This is a genomic window from Phenylobacterium sp., from assembly GCF_019636135.1.
Classification (GTDB): domain Bacteria; phylum Pseudomonadota; class Alphaproteobacteria; order Caulobacterales; family Caulobacteraceae; genus Phenylobacterium.
In genome coordinates, this window is record NZ_JAHBYD010000013.1 from 1 (window position 1) to 18,299 (window position 18,299).

At 70.5% G+C, this 18,299-nt stretch carries 17 protein-coding genes; 8 read left to right on the forward strand and 9 right to left on the reverse strand.

Features of this window, described 5'->3' with window-relative positions:
* Positions 1-119: 119 nt before the first annotated feature.
* Both KF737_RS10655 and KF737_RS10660 read right to left on the reverse strand, forming a co-directional pair.
* Complete coding sequence (locus KF737_RS10655) at positions 120-1,067, reverse strand: collagen-binding domain-containing protein (protein WP_296454213.1); 948 nt, start codon at positions 1,065-1,067, stop codon at positions 120-122.
* A 154-nt stretch (positions 1,068-1,221) separates the two neighbouring features.
* The gene (locus KF737_RS10660) at positions 1,222-2,376 is read right to left on the reverse strand and encodes a trans-acting enoyl reductase family protein (protein WP_296454215.1); all 1,155 of its coding nucleotides are present in this window, start codon (positions 2,374-2,376) and stop codon (positions 1,222-1,224) included.
* 82 nt (positions 2,377-2,458) lie between these two features.
* Here KF737_RS10660 and KF737_RS10665 point away from each other — a divergent pair, with 82 nt between their 5' ends.
* Genes KF737_RS10665 through KF737_RS10675 form a run of 3 tightly spaced genes read left to right on the forward strand, consistent with a single transcriptional unit; the run spans position 2,459 to position 5,145 of the window.
* Complete coding sequence (locus KF737_RS10665; RefSeq protein WP_296454217.1) at positions 2,459-3,526, forward strand: beta-N-acetylglucosaminidase domain-containing protein; 1,068 nt, start codon at positions 2,459-2,461, stop codon at positions 3,524-3,526.
* Entirely contained in the window at positions 3,523-4,488 is a 966-nt protein-coding gene (locus tag KF737_RS10670; protein WP_296454219.1) for an aspartyl protease family protein, read from the forward strand. The genes KF737_RS10665 and KF737_RS10670 overlap by 4 nt, the downstream gene beginning before the upstream one ends.
* A 33-nt stretch (positions 4,489-4,521) precedes the next feature.
* Entirely contained in the window at positions 4,522-5,145 is a 624-nt protein-coding gene (locus KF737_RS10675) for a DUF4142 domain-containing protein (RefSeq protein ID WP_296454221.1), read from the forward strand.
* A gap of 15 nt (positions 5,146-5,160) precedes the next feature.
* Here KF737_RS10675 and KF737_RS10680 read toward each other — a convergent pair whose 3' ends face one another.
* Entirely contained in the window at positions 5,161-6,744 is a 1,584-nt protein-coding gene (locus KF737_RS10680; protein ID WP_296454223.1) for an ABC-F family ATP-binding cassette domain-containing protein, read from the reverse strand.
* Positions 6,745-7,014: 270 nt separating this feature from the next.
* Here KF737_RS10680 and KF737_RS10685 point away from each other — a divergent pair, with 270 nt between their 5' ends.
* The gene (locus KF737_RS10685) at positions 7,015-7,353 is read left to right on the forward strand and encodes a hypothetical protein (protein WP_296454225.1); all 339 of its coding nucleotides are present in this window, start codon (positions 7,015-7,017) and stop codon (positions 7,351-7,353) included.
* A gap of 147 nt (positions 7,354-7,500) precedes the next feature.
* Here the strand turns inward: KF737_RS10685 and KF737_RS10690 are convergent, their stop codons facing one another.
* Positions 7,501-8,697 carry a hypothetical protein gene (locus KF737_RS10690; protein WP_296454227.1) on the reverse strand — a complete coding sequence of 399 codons (1,197 nt, stop codon included), beginning with the start codon at positions 8,695-8,697 and terminating at the stop codon, positions 7,501-7,503.
* A gap of 265 nt (positions 8,698-8,962) precedes the next feature.
* Between KF737_RS10690 and uvrA the strand changes: the two genes are divergently transcribed.
* Both uvrA and KF737_RS10700 read left to right on the forward strand, forming a co-directional pair.
* Positions 8,963-11,863: an excinuclease ABC subunit UvrA gene (uvrA, locus tag KF737_RS10695; RefSeq protein WP_296454230.1), complete on the forward strand. Its 2,901-nt coding sequence runs from the start codon at positions 8,963-8,965 to the stop codon at positions 11,861-11,863.
* A gap of 59 nt (positions 11,864-11,922) precedes the next feature.
* Complete coding sequence (locus KF737_RS10700) at positions 11,923-12,366, forward strand: endonuclease domain-containing protein (protein ID WP_296454232.1); 444 nt, start codon at positions 11,923-11,925, stop codon at positions 12,364-12,366.
* 22 nt (positions 12,367-12,388) lie between these two features.
* Here KF737_RS10700 and KF737_RS10705 read toward each other — a convergent pair whose 3' ends face one another.
* Positions 12,389-13,288: a hypothetical protein gene (locus tag KF737_RS10705; RefSeq protein WP_296454235.1), complete on the reverse strand. Its 900-nt coding sequence runs from the start codon at positions 13,286-13,288 to the stop codon at positions 12,389-12,391.
* Positions 13,289-13,433: 145 nt separating this feature from the next.
* Between KF737_RS10705 and trmFO the strand changes: the two genes are divergently transcribed.
* Both trmFO and KF737_RS10715 read left to right on the forward strand, forming a co-directional pair.
* Positions 13,434-14,855, forward strand: coding sequence for a methylenetetrahydrofolate--tRNA-(uracil(54)-C(5))-methyltransferase (FADH(2)-oxidizing) TrmFO (gene trmFO / locus KF737_RS10710; protein WP_296454237.1), 1,422 nt, complete (start codon positions 13,434-13,436; stop codon positions 14,853-14,855).
* A gap of 40 nt (positions 14,856-14,895) precedes the next feature.
* Positions 14,896-15,390, forward strand: coding sequence for an isoprenylcysteine carboxylmethyltransferase family protein (locus KF737_RS10715; RefSeq protein WP_296454239.1), 495 nt, complete (start codon positions 14,896-14,898; stop codon positions 15,388-15,390).
* 98 nt (positions 15,391-15,488) lie between these two features.
* On the opposite strand, the gene KF737_RS10720 is transcribed toward KF737_RS10715, so the two are convergent.
* The 4 genes from KF737_RS10720 to secF all read right to left on the reverse strand — a co-directional run bounded on the left by KF737_RS10720 (position 15,489) and on the right by secF (position 18,298).
* On the reverse strand, positions 15,489-16,157 hold the full coding sequence (locus KF737_RS10720; RefSeq protein WP_296454241.1) for a squalene/phytoene synthase family protein: 669 nt from the start codon (positions 16,155-16,157) through the stop codon (positions 15,489-15,491).
* 62 nt (positions 16,158-16,219) lie between these two features.
* On the reverse strand, positions 16,220-16,837 hold the full coding sequence (locus tag KF737_RS10725; protein ID WP_296454243.1) for a hypothetical protein: 618 nt from the start codon (positions 16,835-16,837) through the stop codon (positions 16,220-16,222).
* Positions 16,838-16,977: 140 nt separating this feature from the next.
* Entirely contained in the window at positions 16,978-17,337 is a 360-nt protein-coding gene (locus tag KF737_RS10730; protein WP_296454245.1) for an Mth938-like domain-containing protein, read from the reverse strand.
* Positions 17,338-17,347: 10 nt separating this feature from the next.
* Positions 17,348-18,298 (reverse strand): protein translocase subunit SecF, encoded by a 951-nt coding sequence (secF, locus tag KF737_RS10735; RefSeq protein WP_296454247.1) that lies wholly within the window; start codon positions 18,296-18,298, stop codon positions 17,348-17,350.
* Position 18,299: the final 1 nt, after the last annotated feature.

The following is an 18,299-nucleotide window of genomic DNA, read 5'->3' on the forward strand; positions in this document are numbered from 1 at the left end:
CAATCGTGGGAGAGCTTCTCTGCGCATCTCCGCGATCTCTGCGGTTCATGAATCGGGCGGACAGGCCGCCCACAAGCCATATGCGATTGCCCTGCCCGTGAACGGGAGAGGTTCGCTGTCTACGCCGCCAGGGCGCGGCGGCGGCGCAGGGCGGCGCCGGCCAGGCCGAAGCCGCCGATCATCAGGGCCCAGGTGGCCGGCTCGGGCACGGCGAAGCCGCTGAAGAGCATGCCCAGCTCGCCGCCGACGAACTTGTAGTTGTTGATCTGGGTGGCCGCCGCATAGCTGCCGCTGAAGTTGGCGACGATGAGCTGGCCGTTGATGTTGCCGTAGCCCACCGGATTGTAGTTGGCGTAGGGCGCCAGGATCGAGCCGCTGCCGCCCCACGAGGCGACCGACAGGCCGGTGATCCCGGGCAGGTTCCAGAGCACGTTGCGCTCGTTGCCGCCGGTCACGTGCAGGCTGCCGTTGTAGAAGCTGATCGAGCCGGTCCCCACGACGTTGATGATCGCGTAGCCGCCGTTGGTCAGGTTCAGGTTGATCGTGCCGGCGTCGTTCACATCGGCCGCGTCCAGATTGAACACGTTGAGGCCCGCGTTCGACCCGGTCAGCGTGATCTGGGTGTTGTGAACGCCGTAGTTGACGATCGAGATCGCGCCCGTGTCGGCCAGGCCCTTGAGATAGTCGGTCAGGCTGTAGAGGCGCGCCTGCTCGTCGGTGAAGTCCACCGGCAGCGCGCCGGGGACGATCTGGCTTTGCTGATAGGCCTGCACGCCCGTGGTCGAGCCGCCCACCATGATGCCGCCGTTGAAGACGTTCCCGCCGTTGGTCGAGACCAGGTCGCCGCCGACAACGAGGTTTATGCCGCCCGCCGGCGCCGACTGGCCGATCGTGTAGGGGCTCAGCGTCGCATCGCCGCCGACCGCCACGCGGCCCTCGGTGTCGCTGCCCTGCGCGGTCAGGACGCCCAGCACGAACAGGTTGAAGTCGGCGGCGGTCTCGGCCGACGCCACCGTGGGCGCGCCGAGCGCGAGGGCGACACCGGCCGCGGCGAAAAAGCGATACATGAGACGGTCCTGTCGTCGGGCGCGCGACGTCACTGGGGAGGTGTGCAGCGCAGCAAAGCCGTGCCCTAGTCGCCTTGCGCCGCCGGATCAAGCGCCCTCCATTCTGAGGGGCATCGGGTCGCGCAGAGCGTGTAGCCCGACGTGATCGCGCAGCCTAGCTCTCGACCTCGAAGCTCAGGCCCGCGTGCGCCTGGAGCCGGTCCTTCAGCCGCCCCTGCAGCGCCGCCCCCGGCGTCCAGACGCCGCCCGGCACGTCGGGCGCGCGCACCAGGGCGATCGCCGTCTCAGCCAGCATCTTCGAGGTGGAGCCGTAGCCGGGGTCCTTGTCGCCCTTCACGGCCACCTTCACGCGCCGGCCGCCGGCGTCGACACCGATGAACAGCACGTCGAAGAAGCCGCGCTCGCGCTCCTCCCGCGTCGGCCCCTCGCCCGGCTTCGGCCCGCCGCCCGGCAGGCTGCCCAGGTCGGTGAAGCCCACGCCGCCGCCCGGCCCGCCCATCACCATCTCGTCGTAGACGAAGTCCTTGCCGTAGGGATGGCCCATCAGGAGGTTCGAGCGGTGGACGTTCTTGGTGTTGATCACCGCCATCATGAACGGCCCCACGGGACCCACGTCCGGGTCGTCCTCCGGCGCCTGGCCGGCCGGCTGGGGCGGGCCTTCGAAGCCGGGCGTCAGGCCGAACGGACTCATCATGACGGCCAGCAGCGACGGGTCCTTCTGGATCGCCGCCATGGTGGCCGCGCCGCTGGCCGCCGTGCCGCCCGAGAGCCCGCCGTCGAGGCCGCGCACCCGGCCCTTCACGCGCGGAACCACGTGGCCCAACTGCGCCTTCGCCGTCTCCTCGCAGAACCACACGCCCATCTCGAACGGGATCGAGTCGAACCCGCACGAGTGCAGGATCCGCGCGCCCGACGCCCTGGCCGCCGCGCCGTGCGTGTCGATGACCTTGCGCATCCAGTTGGGCTCGCCCGACAGGTCGAGGCAGTCGGTCCCGGCCTTCACGCAGGCGTCGACCAGCGCGTCGCCGTAGAGCTGGTAGGGCCCGACCGTGGTGATCACCGCCCTGGTCCGCGCCGCCATGGCGTCCAGCGAGGCCGGGTCGGCGGCGTCGGCCACCACCAGCGGCGTCGCTTTCGGGGCGCCGATCCCGTCGCGCACCTCTTCGAGCTTCGCCTTCGAGCGGCCGGCCATGGCCCACTTCACCTCGCCGCCCACGCCGTATTGCCTGGCCAGGTGCTCGGCGACGAGGCGGCCGGTGTAGCCGGTGGCGCCATAGACGATCACGTCGAACTCGGCGTTGGGGTTCATGGCGGGCTCCTCCCGGGGTTTGCTGGCCGCGACCTTACAAATTTACAGCGTTATCGCAACCGCCGTCAGCTATGCAGGGACCATGACTCCGGAACTCGGCATCATCGAGGGCTTCTTCGGCCGGCCCTACACGTGGGACGAGCGGGCCGACATGGTCCGGGCGCTCAAGCCCGCCGGCTACGGCTTCTACATCTATGCGCCGAAGATCGACGGCCACCTGCGGCGAAAGTGGCGCGAGCCCTACCCGGACGCGACGCTGAAGGACCTCGGCGACTTCGCCGCCGTCTGCCGTGGCCAGGGCGTGCGCTTCGGCGTGGGCCTCAGCCCCTACGCGCTCTTCCAGAACTTCGACGGCCCCTCGAAGGACGCGCTGGCCGCCAAGCTCGCCCAGCTCGACAGCCTGGGCCTCGCCGACCTCGGCGTCTTCTTCGACGACATGAAGGGCGACCAGGCCGACCTCGCCGAGCGCCAGGTCGAGATCGTCCACTGGATCGCCGAGCGGACGAAGGCCGGCCGCCTGATCGTCTGCCCCAGCTACTACACCGACGACGCGGTGCTCGACCGGGTGTTCGGCCGCCGCCCCGCCGACTATCTCGAAGACCTCGGCCGCGGCCTCGACCCGAAGATCGAGCTCATGTGGACCGGCGAGGAGGTCTGCGCGAGGGAGTTCTCCCCCGGCCACCTGGCCCGCGTGACCGAGCAGTTCCGCAGGAAGCCGTTCCTCTGGGACAACTACCCCGTCAACGACGGCCCGCGCATGAGCCAGCACCTGCACCTGCGCGCCTTCACCGGCCGGCCCGCCTCCATCGGCCCGCACATCGCCGCCCACGGGGTCAACACCGCCTCCCAGGCCGTGCTCAGCCGCATCCCCTGCCTGACGCTGGCCGAGAGCTACGCCAGGGGCGAGGGCTACGAGTACCTGGCCGCCTTCCGCCGCGCCGCCGCCGAGGTGTGCGGCCCCGACCTCGCCGACTACCTCGAGCGCGCCATCCTGCTGCTGGACGACACCGGCCTCGACCGGCTGGGCGAGGAGCGGCACGGCAACCTGAAGCGACGCTTCGCGACCTTCGACCACCCGGCGGCCCGCGAGGCGCTGGCCTGGCTCGACGGCCATTGGCGCATCGGCACGGAAGACCTCGAGACCCAGTGACGACCCGCCGCGCCCTGCTCACGCGCCTCGGGCTGCTCGCGGCGGCGGGCGGCGCGGTGTTCCTGCTGCGCGACCGCATCCCCTGGCCGCCGCTGACGCCGCGGTTCGCGGACGGCAAGCCGACGCCGTGGCTGCCGCTGCCGCCCCGGGGCCTCGCCGAGATCGACGTCACGGTGAACGGGACGCCGCTGCGGGCCGTGGTGGACACCGGAGCCCAGTTCTCGGCCATCGACCGCGCCACGGCGCAGCGCCTGAACCTGCCCCGCACCCTCGCCGCGCCGATCCTGGCCTACGGCGTCACCGGCCGCCCGACGCTGACCCACACCGTCGGCCTCGACCTGGCGCTGCCGGGCCTGCGCGTCGACGGGATCCACGCCGCCGCCCTCGACCTCGCCGCCATCGCCCGCGTCACCGCGCGCGACTTCCAGCTCCTGATCGGCCGCGACGTGCTGAACGAGGTGGTGTTCGAGCTCGACTTCGTCCGCAGCCGCGCCCGCTTCGGCGCGCCGGGCCAGTTGATCCGTCCGGGCGCCGCGTCGACGATCCCGATCGTGCGGCGCCACGGCGCCCCGCTGGTCGAGGTGAAGCTCGACGGCCACCCGCTGCAGCTCCTGCTCGACACCGGCGCCAGCGGCTCCATCGCGCTGACCGAGGACGCCGCCCGCGCCGCCGGGCTGCTCGCGCCGGGTCGCGCCGTCCGCGAGGCCCGCTCGGTCGGCCTGGGCGGCCTCTCCCTCGACCGCGTCGTCCGCGCGCGGACCCTGCAGATCGGCGCCATCGACGCCCGGGCGGCCGACATCCAGATCTACGCCCCGGGGGCGCACGCGCCCGCGCCCACCGGCCTGCTCGGCTCCGGCTTCCTGCGCCCGTTCCGGGCGGTCGTCGACCTGCCCGGCGACCGTCTCCACATCTTCGGGCCGGACGTGGTCCTGGTCCCGCCGCCGCCGGAACAAACACGCTAGCCCGGCTGTTGCTCGCCCGGATTCCCACGGGAGATGCATGACGCCATGAAGACCTTCGCGCTGTTCGCGGCCGCCGCCGCGACCGCCCTCACGCTCGCCGCCTGCCAGAAGAAGGACGCCCAGCCCGATCCCGCCGACCCGGGGACGTCCAACGAAGCCGTCAACGCCGTCCAGGACGCGACCGCCGCCGCAGTGGGGGCCGTCGCCGCCAACACCATCGGCCAGGTCTCGACGGACGACTTCGTCACCAACGCCGCGATCAGCGACATGTACGAGATCGAAGCCGGCAAGATCGCCTCGACGAAGGGCCGGTCCGCCGACGTGAAAGCGTTCGGCAAGATGATGGTGGCCGACCACACCAGGATGGCGAACGACATGAAGCCGCTGGTCTCCGCGGCGGGCAAGACGCCCCCCACCGGCCTCGACGAACGCCGCAAGGGCATGATCGACAACCTGAACGCCGCCAAGCCCGAGGACTTCGACAACGCCTACCTCAGCCAGCAGGAAGCCGCGCACAGCGAAGCCCTGGACCTGATGAAGGGCTATGCCGACAAGGGCGACGACATCGGCCTGAAGGGCGCCGCCGCCAAGGCCGTCCCGACGATCCAGGCCCACCTCGACAAGGTGAGGGCGCTGCAGGCCGCCGGACCGAAGTAGCTCGATCGGGGAGGATCAGAGCAGGACCTCCGTCTCGATCCCGATCGCGGCCAGGAAGTCGCGGTCGTGGCTGACGACCAGGAGGGCGCCGTCGTAGCCGCCGAGCGCGGCCTCGACGGCGCCGATGGAGTCCAGGTCCAGGTGGTTGGTGGGCTCGTCCAGGATCAGCAGTTGCGGCGGCCGGTCGCCCAGCAGCACGCAGGCCAGCGCCGCGCGCAGGCGCTCGCCGCCGGACAGCGCGCGCACCGGCTTCTCCGCGGCGGCGTTGCGGAACAGGAAGCGGGCCAGCGCCGCGCGGGCGGCGTTCTCGCCCGACGCCGGGTTCAGGCGGCGGAAAGCCGCCACGAGGCTCGCGTCATCGCCCAGCAGCGCCGTCTGCTGGTCGAGGAAGGCGGCGGGCGCGCCCCGGACGATCCGGCCGGCGGTGGGTTCGAGCTCGCCGGCGGCGAGGCGGATCAGGGTGGTCTTGCCCGAGCCGTTGGGACCGGAGACCGCAATCCGCTCTGGGCCCGTGATCTTCAGCGAGCGGCCGCGGATCAGCGGCGGCTGGCCGGGCCAGGCGAAGCCCACGTCCTCCAGCGCCAGCACCGTCTTGCCGGCCGCGAGCCCCGACGGCGGCAGCTCGAAGCTGAGGCGGCGCACACGCTCCACCCTCGCGTCCGCGGCGGCCAGGGCGTCGGCGGCCTCGGTCTTCAGCCGGTCCGCCAATCGGACCGCGCGGGCGCCGGAGTTCTCGGCCCGCTGCTGCTTGGCGTCGAGCAAGATCTTCGGCGCGTCGTTCTTCGCCCGCGCGCGCTTGCCCGCGGCGTCCTTGCGCTGCTTGCGTTCGGCGGCGAGCTGGACCTCGCGGGCGACCCGGGCGGCGCCCTTCTGCGCGTCGGCCAGCTCCCGCGCGGCGGCCGCCTCGGCCTCGGCCTTGCGCGCGGCGTAGAGGTCGTAGTCGCCGCCGAACACCTGGGCGCCCAGGGTCGAGAGCTCCACGATCCGGTCCATGCGCCGCAGCAGCGCCCGGTCGTGGCTGACCACGATCGCCCCACCCTTCCACCGGCCCAGCACCTCGGCCACCAGGTCGCGGGCGGCGGCGTCGAGGTTGTTGGTGGGCTCGTCCAGGATCAGCATGTCGGGCCCGGCGGCGAGCAGGCCCGCCAGCATGGCCCGCGTCACCTGCCCGCCGCTCAGCGACACGGCCGGCCGGTCGAGGTCGAACCCCGCGAGGTCGACCTCGGCCAGCGCCGCCTCCAGCCGGCTCTCCAGCGCCCAGTCGGCGTCGGCGAAATCGGCCTCGGAGCCCGCGCCGGCCTCGATGCGCTTCAGCCGCGCCAGGGGCCCGGTCACGCCCAGCAGGTCGGCGACGCTTGCGCCCGCCGGCGGCTCCAGCGCCTGGCGCAGCACGCCCAGGCGGCCGCGCACGGCGACGGCTCCGGCGGTCGGCGAGAGCTCGCCGGCCACGATCCGCAGCAGCGTGGACTTGCCCACGCCGTTGCGGCCCACGAGGCCGGTGCGTTCGGCCCCGAAGGCGAGGGTCAGACTTCGGAAGAGGCTCTGGCCGTCAGGCGTAGCGTAGCTGAGGCCGTCGAGCGTGACGAGGGGTGCGGGCATGGGTGTCGGTCATCGCGGTGTGGACGCATCGGGTGGTCGGACTGTCCAGCGCGAGCCGCATCGGCCTGCTCCTCTCGGGTGGGAGCCGGCTATCTAGGGGTTGGCCGGCGCTCGCGCAATCCGGACACCTCCACGAGGCGGGCGCAGGGGGTTGCGCGGCGCGCATCGATCGGGTCGCGGTCTGACATCCGTGTGATCGCGAGCGCGGCCTTGGAAACCAAAGCGATCCGAGGGGGTTCTGCCGGGCGGTTCCATGCTGGAGAGCTTGAGTTGAACCGTCTGAAGACCTTTCTGATCGCGGGCTCGCTGCTGGGCGCCGCGCCGCTGCCCGCCCTGGCCCAGGCCTGGCCGGCGGCCGTCGTGGCGGCCGCGCCACGGGCCGCCCCGACGGCCGCACACGACCTGGCCGCCTCGCGGCGCGACGACGCCGGAGCTCGCCGCGCGGACGGCCTGCCACCGTCCCATCCGAACGCCGGCCGGGTGACGCTGAAGCTGGCCGACGAGACGGACGAGATCCCGGAGGTCGATCTGCGTCCGAAGGACGGATGGACCAACGACGAGGGCTGGCGCGCCGGCCCGACGCGGGTAGGCTTCAAGCGCCGGTTCTAGAGCCCTCTCCGGCCTGATCGTCGCCACCAACTCCGGGGCCCCGCTGGCCGTCGTCTCCGAAGGCTTCCCCGCCGCGCCCTGGCTGGCGCTCGCCGGCTACGCGGGCGTCGTGGCCGTCCTCTACGGCTGGGCCGGGCGTCGGCGGGCCTAGCCGCCCGCCGCCACCGTCGCAGCCGGCGGCTTGGCCGTCGCCTCGGCCTCATAGAGAACCGCCGCCGCCTTGGTCAGGTGGGCAAGGCCGTTGGACTTCTTGAGCTGCGCCTTCGCGCGCTTGACGCCCTCGGTGTCGGCCGTGGCGAGCGCCTTCAGAGACCTGTCGCCGTTCTCCGTGGGCACGTTGCGGTCCAGCTTCTTGTCCAGCGCCGCGACGGCCTTGTCGTAGATCTTCTGCTTGTCCGCGTCGCCCTTGGCGCCCTCCGCCTTCTGGGGTTCCACGAACCACAGCAGGGCTAGGTAGGTCAGGTCGTTGTCGTTCAGCGGCCGGATCGAGCCGAGATCGACGCCGGCCACGGCGGCGGCCACGTCCAGGTCGGCGCGAAGGATCGGGGGCAGCGCCTCCTGGATCGCCTGGCCGCGCCCCGCCGCCTGGACGGCCTTGTTCAGGAACGTCTGGAGCCCTGACGACGAGCAGGTCGCCTCGTAGTCCTGGAGATACTGGTCGGCCGAGACGCGATCGACGATCACCCCGCCCTCCAGGTATGCCTGCGCCAGTCGGCTGCGATAGGCCTGGAAAGCTTCGTAGGCCGAGGGCAGTTCCTGGCTCAGGAGGTAGTTGGCCTCGACGTTGCCGAAGCCCTCGCTGACGCTGCGGCCCGTCGCCGCGACGATGCCGATCGCGTTCGGCTCCACCCCCGTGAAGCCCTGGACGACCGTCGCGAGGGTGAAGACGCCGCTGGTGAAGCCCCGCGCCGTCGCGCTCGCCCGCCGCGTCCCGTCCAGCATGGCGAACCAGTTGATGCACTGCGCATCGGCAAGCACGACACCCTCGCGATAGTGGTCCACCGCCGCGTCGGGCTGCAAGTCCATCGGGGCGGCATAGAACTTCCTGACATGGTCGCAGTGGGTGATCAGCACGCTGTGCTGGTATCGTCCCCGGCCTCCGGTGAAGGGGTCGTCCGAGAGCCGCCGATAGGGCTTCTCCCTCGCGTCGTTCCAGGCCGGATTGGTCTCGTTGCTCTCCGCGGCCTTGCAGCGATCGACCAGAGAGCCCCGCGTCTGCGCCTCGAAAATGCTGTAGGGCCCGACCTGCTGTCGATGGCCCATCCAGCGAAGGGTCGAGGCGCAGCCCGACAGCATTGCCCCCGCAAGCACCAGCGCGACGACGCGCGACGTCCGTCCAGACATGATCAGGCCCCCGAACACGCCGCTTCCCATTTCGGCGTTATCCGAATAACGCACCCTGTACGCGATAGAGTCAAATGTTCTCGCATAGGTTTCTTAAAGCCCGATCCGCCCCTCCTGCCAGCGTGGTGTCAGCAGGCCTCGCGCGCGTAAGGTCGCAGGGGCTTTGTTCCCCGTACGTTCCTGTGTTATCTGAGTCGCCGGTTACCTACATTGCGGTGTCCGCCGGCGGGACCTTCCGCCGGCGGCAGGGCGTTTCCGGGACAGCATGGCCGACCATCAGAACTTCATCCGCGTCCGCGGGGCGCGCGAGCACAATCTGAAGGACGTGAGCCTCGACATTCCGCGGGGCGAGCTGGTGGTGATCACCGGCCTGTCGGGCTCGGGCAAGAGCTCGCTGGCGTTCGACACCATCTACGCCGAGGGCCAGCGCCGCTACGTCGAGAGCCTGTCGGCCTACGCGCGCCAGTTCCTGGAGCTGATGAGCAAGCCCGACGTCGACCTGATCGAAGGCCTGTCGCCGGCCATCTCCATCGAGCAGAAGACCACCAGCCGCAACCCGCGCTCGACGGTCGGCACGGTGACCGAGATCCATGACTACATGCGCCTGCTCTGGGCGCGGGTGGGCGTCCCCTATTCGCCCGCCACCGGCCTGCCCATCGAGAGCCAGACCGTCAGCCAGATGGTCGACAAGCTGAACGCTCTGCCGGAAGGCACGCGCCTCAACCTGCTGGCCCCCGTCGTGCGCGGCCGCAAGGGCGAGTACCGCAAGGAATTCGCCGAATGGCAGAAGGCGGGCTTCCAGCGCGTGAAGGTCAACGGCGAACTGATGCTCATCGAGGACGCCCCAGCGCTCGACAAGAAGTTCAAGCACGACATCGACATCGTCGTGGACCGGATCGTCACCAAGCCCGGCCTGGAGCAGCGCTACGCCGACAGCCTGGCCACAGCGCTGAAGCTGGCCGACGGCATCGCCGTGGCCGAATGGGCCGACCTGGCGGACGGCGAGACCGAGCCGAAGCGGATCATCTTCTCCGAGAAGTTCGCCTGCCCGGTCTCGGGCTTCACGATCAGCGAGATCGAGCCCCGGCTGTTCTCGTTCAACAACCCCTACGGCGCCTGCCCGGCGTGCGACGGCCTGGGCGCCAAGCTCGCCTTCGACGCCGACCTGATCGTCCCCGACAAGGACAAGACCCTGCACAAGGGCGCGATCTCGCCGTGGGCCAAGGGCCCCTCGCCCCTCTACACCCAGACACTGCAGGCGCTCGCCCGCCACTACGACTTCTCGATGGACGCGCCCTTCTGGAAGCTGCCCGAGAAGGCCCGGGAGGTGATCCTCCACGGTTCGGGCGACGAGAAGATCCGCTTCGTCTACGACGACAACGCCCGCAAGTACGAGGTCAACAAGACCTTCGAGGGCGTGCTGCCGAACCTGGAGCGCCGCTGGCGCGAGACCGACAGCTCATGGGTCCGCGAGGAGCTGGGCCGCTACCAGTCCGAGACGCCCTGCACCGCCTGCGAGGGCTATCGCCTGAAGCCCGAGGCCCTGGCGGTGAAGATCGCCGGCGAGCACATCGGCGTCGTCTCGCGCCTCTCGATCAAGCACGCGCAGGCGTGGTTCGAGGGCCTGGAAGCCACGCTCACAGACAAGCAGATGGAGATCGCGCGGCGGATCCTGAAGGAGATCAACGACCGCCTGCGCTTCCTGGTGAACGTCGGCCTCGACTACCTCAACCTGTCGCGCAGCTCGGGCACGCTCTCGGGCGGCGAGAGCCAGCGCATCCGCCTGGCCAGCCAGATCGGCTCGGGCCTGACCGGCGTGCTCTACGTGCTGGACGAGCCGTCCATCGGCCTGCACCAGCGCGACAACACCCGCCTGCTGACCTCGCTGAAGGGCCTGCGCGACCTCGGCAACTCGGTGCTGGTGGTCGAGCACGACGAGGAGGCGATCCTCACCGCTGACCACGTCATCGACATGGGCCCCGCCGCGGGCGTCCACGGCGGCCACGTGATCGCCGAGGGCAAGCCGGCCGAGGTGATGGCCAACCCCAGGAGCATCACCGGCCAGTACCTCTCGGGCGGGCGCGAGATCGCGGTGCCGCAGGACCGGCGGCCGATCTCGAAGACGAAGGTGCTGCGCGTCGTCGGCGCCCGGGGCAACAACCTGAAGGACGTCACCGCCGAGATCCCCGTGGGGACCTTCACCTGCATCACCGGCGTCAGCGGCGGGGGCAAGTCCACCTTCACCATCGAGACGCTCTACAAGGCCGCTGCGCGCCGGCTGCACAACGCCTCCGACGCGCCCGCCCCCCACGACCGGATCGAGGGGCTGGAGCACTTCGACAAGGTCATCGACATCGACCAGTCGCCCATCGGGCGGACGCCGCGGTCGAACCCGGCCACCTACACGGGCGCCTTCCAGCCCATCCGCGACTGGTTCGCCGGCCTGCCCGAGGCCAAGGCGCGCGGCTACGGCCCGGGCCGTTTCTCGTTCAACGTGAAGGGCGGCCGCTGCGAGGCCTGCCAGGGCGACGGCCTGATCAAGATCGAGATGCACTTCCTGCCGGACGTGTACGTGACCTGCGACGTCTGCGCCGGCCGCCGCTACAACCGCGAGACGCTGGAGATCCTGTTCAAGGGCAAGAACATCGCCGACACCCTCGACATGACCGTCGAGGAGGCCGCCGAGTTCTTCAAGGCCGTGCCGCCGATCCGCGAGAAGATGGAGACGCTGAAGCAGGTGGGCCTGGGCTACATCAAGGTGGGCCAGCAGGCGACGACGCTGTCGGGCGGCGAGGCCCAGCGGGTGAAGCTGTCGAAGGAGCTGTCGCGGCGCGCCACGGGCAAGACCCTCTACATCCTCGACGAGCCCACGACAGGCCTGCACTTCGAGGACGTGAAGAAGCTGCTGGAGGTGCTCCACGAGCTGGCCGACCAGGGCAACACGGTCGTGGTCATCGAGCACAACCTCGACGTCGTGAAGACCGCCGACTGGATCGTCGACTTCGGCCCCGAGGGCGGCGACGGCGGCGGCGAGATCGTGGCCACCGGCAGCCCCGAAGACGTGGCGGCGAACCCCCGGAGCTGGACCGGCCGCTACCTCCACGACCTCCTCGAACGCCACCGCCAGCGCAAGGGCGCGGGGAAGCGCGAAAAGGTCAGCGCATAGAACATCCCTCCCCTTCAGGGGAGGGACAGGCGCCGCAGGCGCCAGGGTGGGGAAACCGGATGCCGTACACCGCACGCGCCTTCCGAGCCCGCGAGTTGCGGAACAACATGACCGAGCCGGAGGTCTGGCTCTGGGGCCGCCTGAAACGCCTCCGCGCCCGCGGCTTCCGCATCCGACGCCAGCATCCGTTCCGCGGCTACTACCTCGACTTCGTTTGCGTGGACCGGATGGTCGTGATCGAGCTCGATGGCGGCCAACATGGCGATAAGGATCAGGCAGAGCATGACCGCACCCGCGATGCGGTTCTTCGCCGCCAAGGCTTCCATGTACTGCGGTTCTGGAACCACGAGGTTCGGGAAGACATCGACCGGGTCATGGACGTCATCGTACTTGCGCTCGAGGCGCGCCCGTCGCGCCTTGGTCGGGAAGCGCCTGGGGACGAGCCGTGGTCTCCCCACCCTGACCGCTCCGCGGTCTGTCCCTCCCCTGAAGGGGAGGGATGAACGCAAGGTCGCCGCCGGCCGTCTAGCTGACGCGGCCGTCCTGCTTCAGGTGCTGGTAGATGAAGGCGCCGGGGGCGGGGATCACGGCCGAGTAGATCGCGGTGAACAGCGTCCCGATGATCGAATAGGCCAGCACGACCGGGTTCAGGTAGGCCTTCAGGCTGACGTCGCTGGGCTGCATGATCTTCGAGAGATCGCCGAGGCTGCCGCCGTTGAGCAGCAGGATCGCGCCCGACACCGACGACCAGATCACGAAGACCAAGATGCCCAGCACGGCGATGCAGCAGACGGCGAGGAGCTGGATGCCCAGGATGCGCCAGAACAGGCCCTTGGTCAGGTCCCACGACGCGAAGAACGACAGCTTCCGGCGCTCGAAGGTGAGCACCGAAGCCAGGCTGAGCCGCACCGTCAGCAGCAGCAGCACGCCCCACGACACCAGCTCGCCCAGGGACGCCACGAAGAGCCGGGCGGCGTCGCCGAACGGCGAGGCGGTGAACGACAGGATCACGATGCCGAACTGCACGACCGCGATGTAGAGGATCGTCATCGCCAGGAAGATCAGGCGCAGCATGCAGAGCCGGATCTCGTCCGGGCCGAGCCGCAGGTAGGCGAACCGGCTGTCCTGCGGCCGCAGCATCAGGCGATAGACCGCCGCATCCATGGTGCGCTGGACCAGCAGGCCGATCAGCAGCAGCGGCGCGGCGGCGGCGAGCGCGTCCAGCAGCTCCTGGGCGTCCGGCGCCTCCTGGCTGGCGATCTTGGCCAGCGCGGCGCGGGCATCCTCCGGCAGGATCACCGTGATCAGCGCCCACAGGATGTTGGTGGCCAGTAGGAACAGCGCCCACCCGGCCACGACCTTCGGCCGCTCGCGGGTGATGCGGAAGCCCTCGAGGGCGGCGTCCGTCGCGGAGATCGCTGTCATTCCGGTCCCTTGGGCCCTGCCGCGCGGCGCGCCGCATCTGGAGCGCGACTCGGGCCTCGATTGAGCCGAGGAGATTGCCGCGCTGCCGTTACGTGCCGCAAGGCCCCGCTCGCGATCCGGGCGCACAGTTGCTAGTAGGCAACGCATGTCGATGAGACCTGTTCATGTGATCGGCGGCGGGCTCGCGGGCTCGGAAGCCGCCTGGCAGATCGCCGAGGCCGGCGTTCCCGTGGTGCTGCACGAGATGCGGCCCGTGCGCGGCACCGACGCCCACCAGACCGACCGGCTGGCCGAGCTGGTCTGCTCCAACTCGTTCCGCGCGGACGACTGGGCCGGCAATGCCGTCGGCCTGCTGCATGCCGAGATGCGGGCCCTGGGCTCGATCATCATGTCGTGCGGCGACGCCCATCAGGTGCCGGCCGGCGGCGCGCTGGCCGTCGACCGCGACGGCTTCGCCCAAGCCGTCACCGCGCGGCTGGAGGCCCATCCGCTCGTCACCATCGCCCGCGAGGAGGTCGCCGGCCTGCCGCCCGCCGAGTGGGACAGCGTGATCGTGGCCACCGGCCCCCTCACCTCGCCCGCCCTCTCGGACGCGATCCTCGCGCTGACCGGCGAGGGGCAGCTCAGCTTCTTCGACGCCATCGCCCCCATCGTGAACTTCGACTCGGTCGACATGGGCGTGTGCTGGCGCCAGTCGCGCTACGACAAGGTGGGTCCCGGCGGCGACGCGGCCGCCTACATCAACTGCCCGATGGACCAGGCCCGGTACGAGGCCTTCATCGACGCCCTGCTGGCGGGGCCGAAGTCGGAGTTCAAGGACTGGGAGAACGTCCCCTACTTCGACGGCTGCCTGCCGATCGAGGTGATGGCCGAGCGCGGCCGCGAGACCCTGCGCCACGGGCCGATGAAGCCGGTGGGCCTGACCAACGCGCACAAGCCCGACGAGAAGGCCTATGCCGTCGTGCAACTGCGCCAGGACAACGCCCTGGGCACGCTGTGGAACATGGTGGGCTTCCAGACCAAGCTGAAGCACGGCGCCCAGACCGAGATCTTCCGCATGATCCCGGGGCTGGAGAAGGCGGTGTTCGCGCGCCTGGGCGGCCTGCACCGCAACACCTTCATCAACTCGCCGCGCCTGCTCGACGCGAACCTGCGCCTGAAGGCCGAGCCGCGCCTGCGGTTCGCGGGCCAGGTCACGGGCGTGGAAGGCTATGTCGAGAGCGCCGCGGTGGGCCTGCTGGCCGGCCGCTTCGCCGCCGCCGAGCGCCTGGGCCGGCCGATCGACGCGCCGCCCGCCACAACGGCCCTGGGCGGCCTCGTCGGCCACATCACCGGCGGGCATCTCGAAGGCGGCCCCCAGGAAGGCAGGGGGGGATCGTTCCAGCCGATGAACATCAACTACGGCCTCCTGCCCCCGATGGCCCCGCCCAGGCGCGACGCCGAAGGCCGCCGGCTGGGCGCGAAGGAGAAGACCCGGCTGAAGAAGCGGGCCATGGGCGAGCGCGCGCTCAGCGACCTCGCCGCCTGGGCCGGCCATCCGGCCCCGACCCTCGCCGCCGCGGAGTAGGGGGCGTACAGTGGCGCTTCCCCCGGCGGGAGGCGCCATCATGAAGCGCAGCTATGCGGTCCTGGGCTCGGCGCTCTTCCTCGTCGTCGCGCCCGGGACGCTGGCCGGCCTGATCCCCTGGTGGCTCACGCGCTGGGAGGGGCCGGCTTCGAACCTGCCACTGGCGGCGCTGGGCGGCCTCGTCGCGGCGCTCGGGCTCGCCCTGCTCATCGAGTGCTTCGGGCGCTTCGCCCTGCAGGGCCGCGGCACGCCGGCCCCGCTCGCGCCGCCGGACCGCCTGGTCGTCACCGGCGCCTACCGCCGGGTCCGCAATCCGATGTACGTGGCGGTGACCGCCATGGTGCTGGGCCAGGCGGCGCTGTTCGCGGACTGGCGGGTGGCGGCCTATGGCCTGGTGCTGTGGCTGGGCTTCCACGCCTTCGTGCTGGGCTACGAGGAGCCGACGCTGCGCCGCCAGTTCCCCGACCACTACGCCGCCTTCTTCGCCGCCGTCCCCCGCTGGCGCCCGCGCCTGCGTCCCTGGACGCCGGGCTAGAGCGTCGTGCCGAAAAGTGGTGACCGGTTTTCGGCGAAAACGGCGCGAAATCAAAAATCTAGAGCGAGCTGCGTGATTCCCGAATCACGCATCTCGCTCTAGAGGCGACCGCGGGCGACCGCCCACGTCAGACGCAATCTCCGCCCGATCTCCGACTTCGCCGGCCGCATCACGAGGGTGGCGTGGGCGACAGCCGGAAAGGCCGCGGCGCTCATGAACCGGGCGTCGATCATGGCGTGCGACGCCGTCCGGCCGATGGCGATGCGCATATCGGGCCGGGTCTCGAACATGCCGCGGAGCATCCAGAGACAACCGCCAAGCGCCGCATTCTCGGCGGGCGAGTCCGGGTCGAGAATCCGCGCGGCGAGGACCGCCGCCCAGCCGCCAGTGTCGCGGGCCCAATCAAGGGCCTCTTCCTCGCTCATCGGCGTGGCGTCGAGCTCGCGATAGCGGGCGTCGATCATGTCCTCGAGCATCGCGCGTTCCAGGCCATGCCGCTTCACCACGCCGGCCAGCGCCTGCGCCGTCGGATGGCGGCGCGCGGGACGGCCTTCGTAGATCTCGTCCAGCGCCTCGCGCCACCAGGTCAGCCGGATCTCGCCCAGCAGCGGGTTCGACGCCACCTTGGGCGCCCGCGCCAGCTCGTGATCGTAGGCATAGATCGCGATGACGTCCGCGCGCAGCTTCGCATCGCCGATGAAGCGGCTGGAGAGCCAGCGGTCGGGGTCCACGCGCCGGATCAGGTCGTCGAGGTCGTCGTCGCTCATCGTCGTCCGAAACGAAAAAGGCCCGCCGCGAGGGCGGGCCTCTCCGTAGCGCGCCCCGGCCCTTACCCGAACAGCGTCTGCGTCATGGTCATCGACGTCAGCATGGGGATCGAGAGCAGCAGGTTCGTCCGCGAGAAGAGCATCGCGATGCGGCCCGCCTTGGCCTTCGCGTCGGCGTCGCCGTCGACGATGCCGAGCGCGATCTTCTGGTTCGGCCAGATGAACACCCAGACGTTCAGGAACATGATGATCGCCAGCCACATGCCGACGCCCAGCAGGGTGAAGCCCTTGTCGGTCGGCGCCAGGCCGCCGTAGAGGCCGAAGGTCAGCGCCTCGTGGGCGTAGTTGGCGCCGCGGGAGTAGGCCACCAGCAGGCCGAACAGCACGGTGCCCGCCGCCGCCCAGCGGAACCAGAACAGCGCCTCGGGCGCGATGTACTTCGACACCGCCGGCTTCAGCTCGGCCGGGATCTCCGGCATCTTCCGGATCTGGACGAAGTTGAAATAGTAGAGCAGCCCGATCCACAGGATGCCGAAGAAGGTATGCACCCAGCGCAGCACGGCCTGCCAGAAGGCGGCGTCGGTCCCCTGCGGGCCTTGCGAATAAGCGACCACCATGACCAGCGCGAGGATCACGCTGAGGATGACGGTGTTGCGGAAATTGGCGAGCAATCCAGCCATTATTGTGCCCTCGTGAGTCCTGCCCTGCGCCTGGGTATAGGGCGTTTCCCTTCAAGCCGGAAGTGTGGCTCTGTCCGGGCCGCCCTCCTCACCGGACGGCATCCCCGGCCTTGCGCCGGGACGTTCGAAGTCGGGGAGGCCTATACGGCGATCAACGCCGCCGCCAGCCGGCGGCCTTCCGAGGTCAGCAGGTTGTAGAGCCGGGCCGCCGCGGGCGTGTCCATGAATTCCAGCCCGATGCCGGCGGCGCGCAGGCCGTCGCGGATTTCGCGGGGCGGCAGCGCGTTCCTCGGCCCCGTGCCCAGCAGTACGAACTCGACGTCCGCCGCGCCGGCCTCCAGCACGGGCCGCAGGTCGGCCAGCGTCAGCTTGCCGAACTCGCACACCGCCCAGGCGCGCGGCTCGTCGTTCAGGATCAGCACCGAGCCCTCGTGCCGCGCGCCGGCGAGGCGGAAGCCGCCGTCGCCGTAGGCGTCGATCGTGGGCGCGTTGCGGGCCACCTTGCCCCGGCTACGGGCGCTGCACCGATGAGGTCGCCGGCTTCAGCGGCTCGGCCGGCTCGTCGTTCCGCTTCACACCCCACAGCAGGATGATCGGCAGGGCGACGTAGATCGACGAGTAGGTGCCGATGAGCACGCCGAACACCATGGTCGAGACCAGCGGGAACAGCACCGGGCCGCCCAGGAACAGCGCGCCCGACAGCGCCAGGATCGCCGTCGAGCCGGTGATCAGGGTGCGCGACAGACGCTCGTTCTCGGACTTGTTGATCACGTCGCGCAGCGGCGTGGTCTTGTACTTGCGCAGGTTCTCGCGAAGCCGGTCGAAGGTGATGACCTTCTCGTTCATCGAGTAGCCGATGACGGTGAGCAGCGCGGCGATCGAGGTCATCGAGAACTCGATCTGGGTCAGCGACAGCAGGCCCAGGGTCAGGATCACGTCGTGGAACACCGCGACCACGGCGCCCAGGCCGAACTGCAGTTGGAAGCGGAACCAGATGTAGGCCAGCATCAGCGCCATCGCGATGCCGAGCGCCATGAAGCCCGAGGTCATCAGCTCGCCCGAGACCTTCGGACCCACCACCACCGGCGGCTTGAACTCCATGCCGGGGAAGCGGACAGCAAGCTTCTGCTTCACCGCGTCGGCGGCCTTGAAGGTGTCGGCGCCCTCGGTGCGGAAGCGCACGATGGCGGTGTCCGGGCGGCCGAAGCCCTGGACCTGGGCGTCATGGCCGCCCGCGGCGGGCACGGCGGCGCGCAGCTCGCCCAGGGGCACGGGCCCCTTGGTGCGCACCTCGATGGCGGTGCCGCCGACGAAGTCGATGCCGAAGTTCAGGCCTTGGACGACGAACGAGCCGATGGAGCCCGCGATCAGGACGGCCGAGATGATCGCCGCGACGGGCGCGCCCCGCACGAAGTCCACGTGGAACTCGCGCGGGAGGAGGCGGATGAGGGGCCAGGGCATT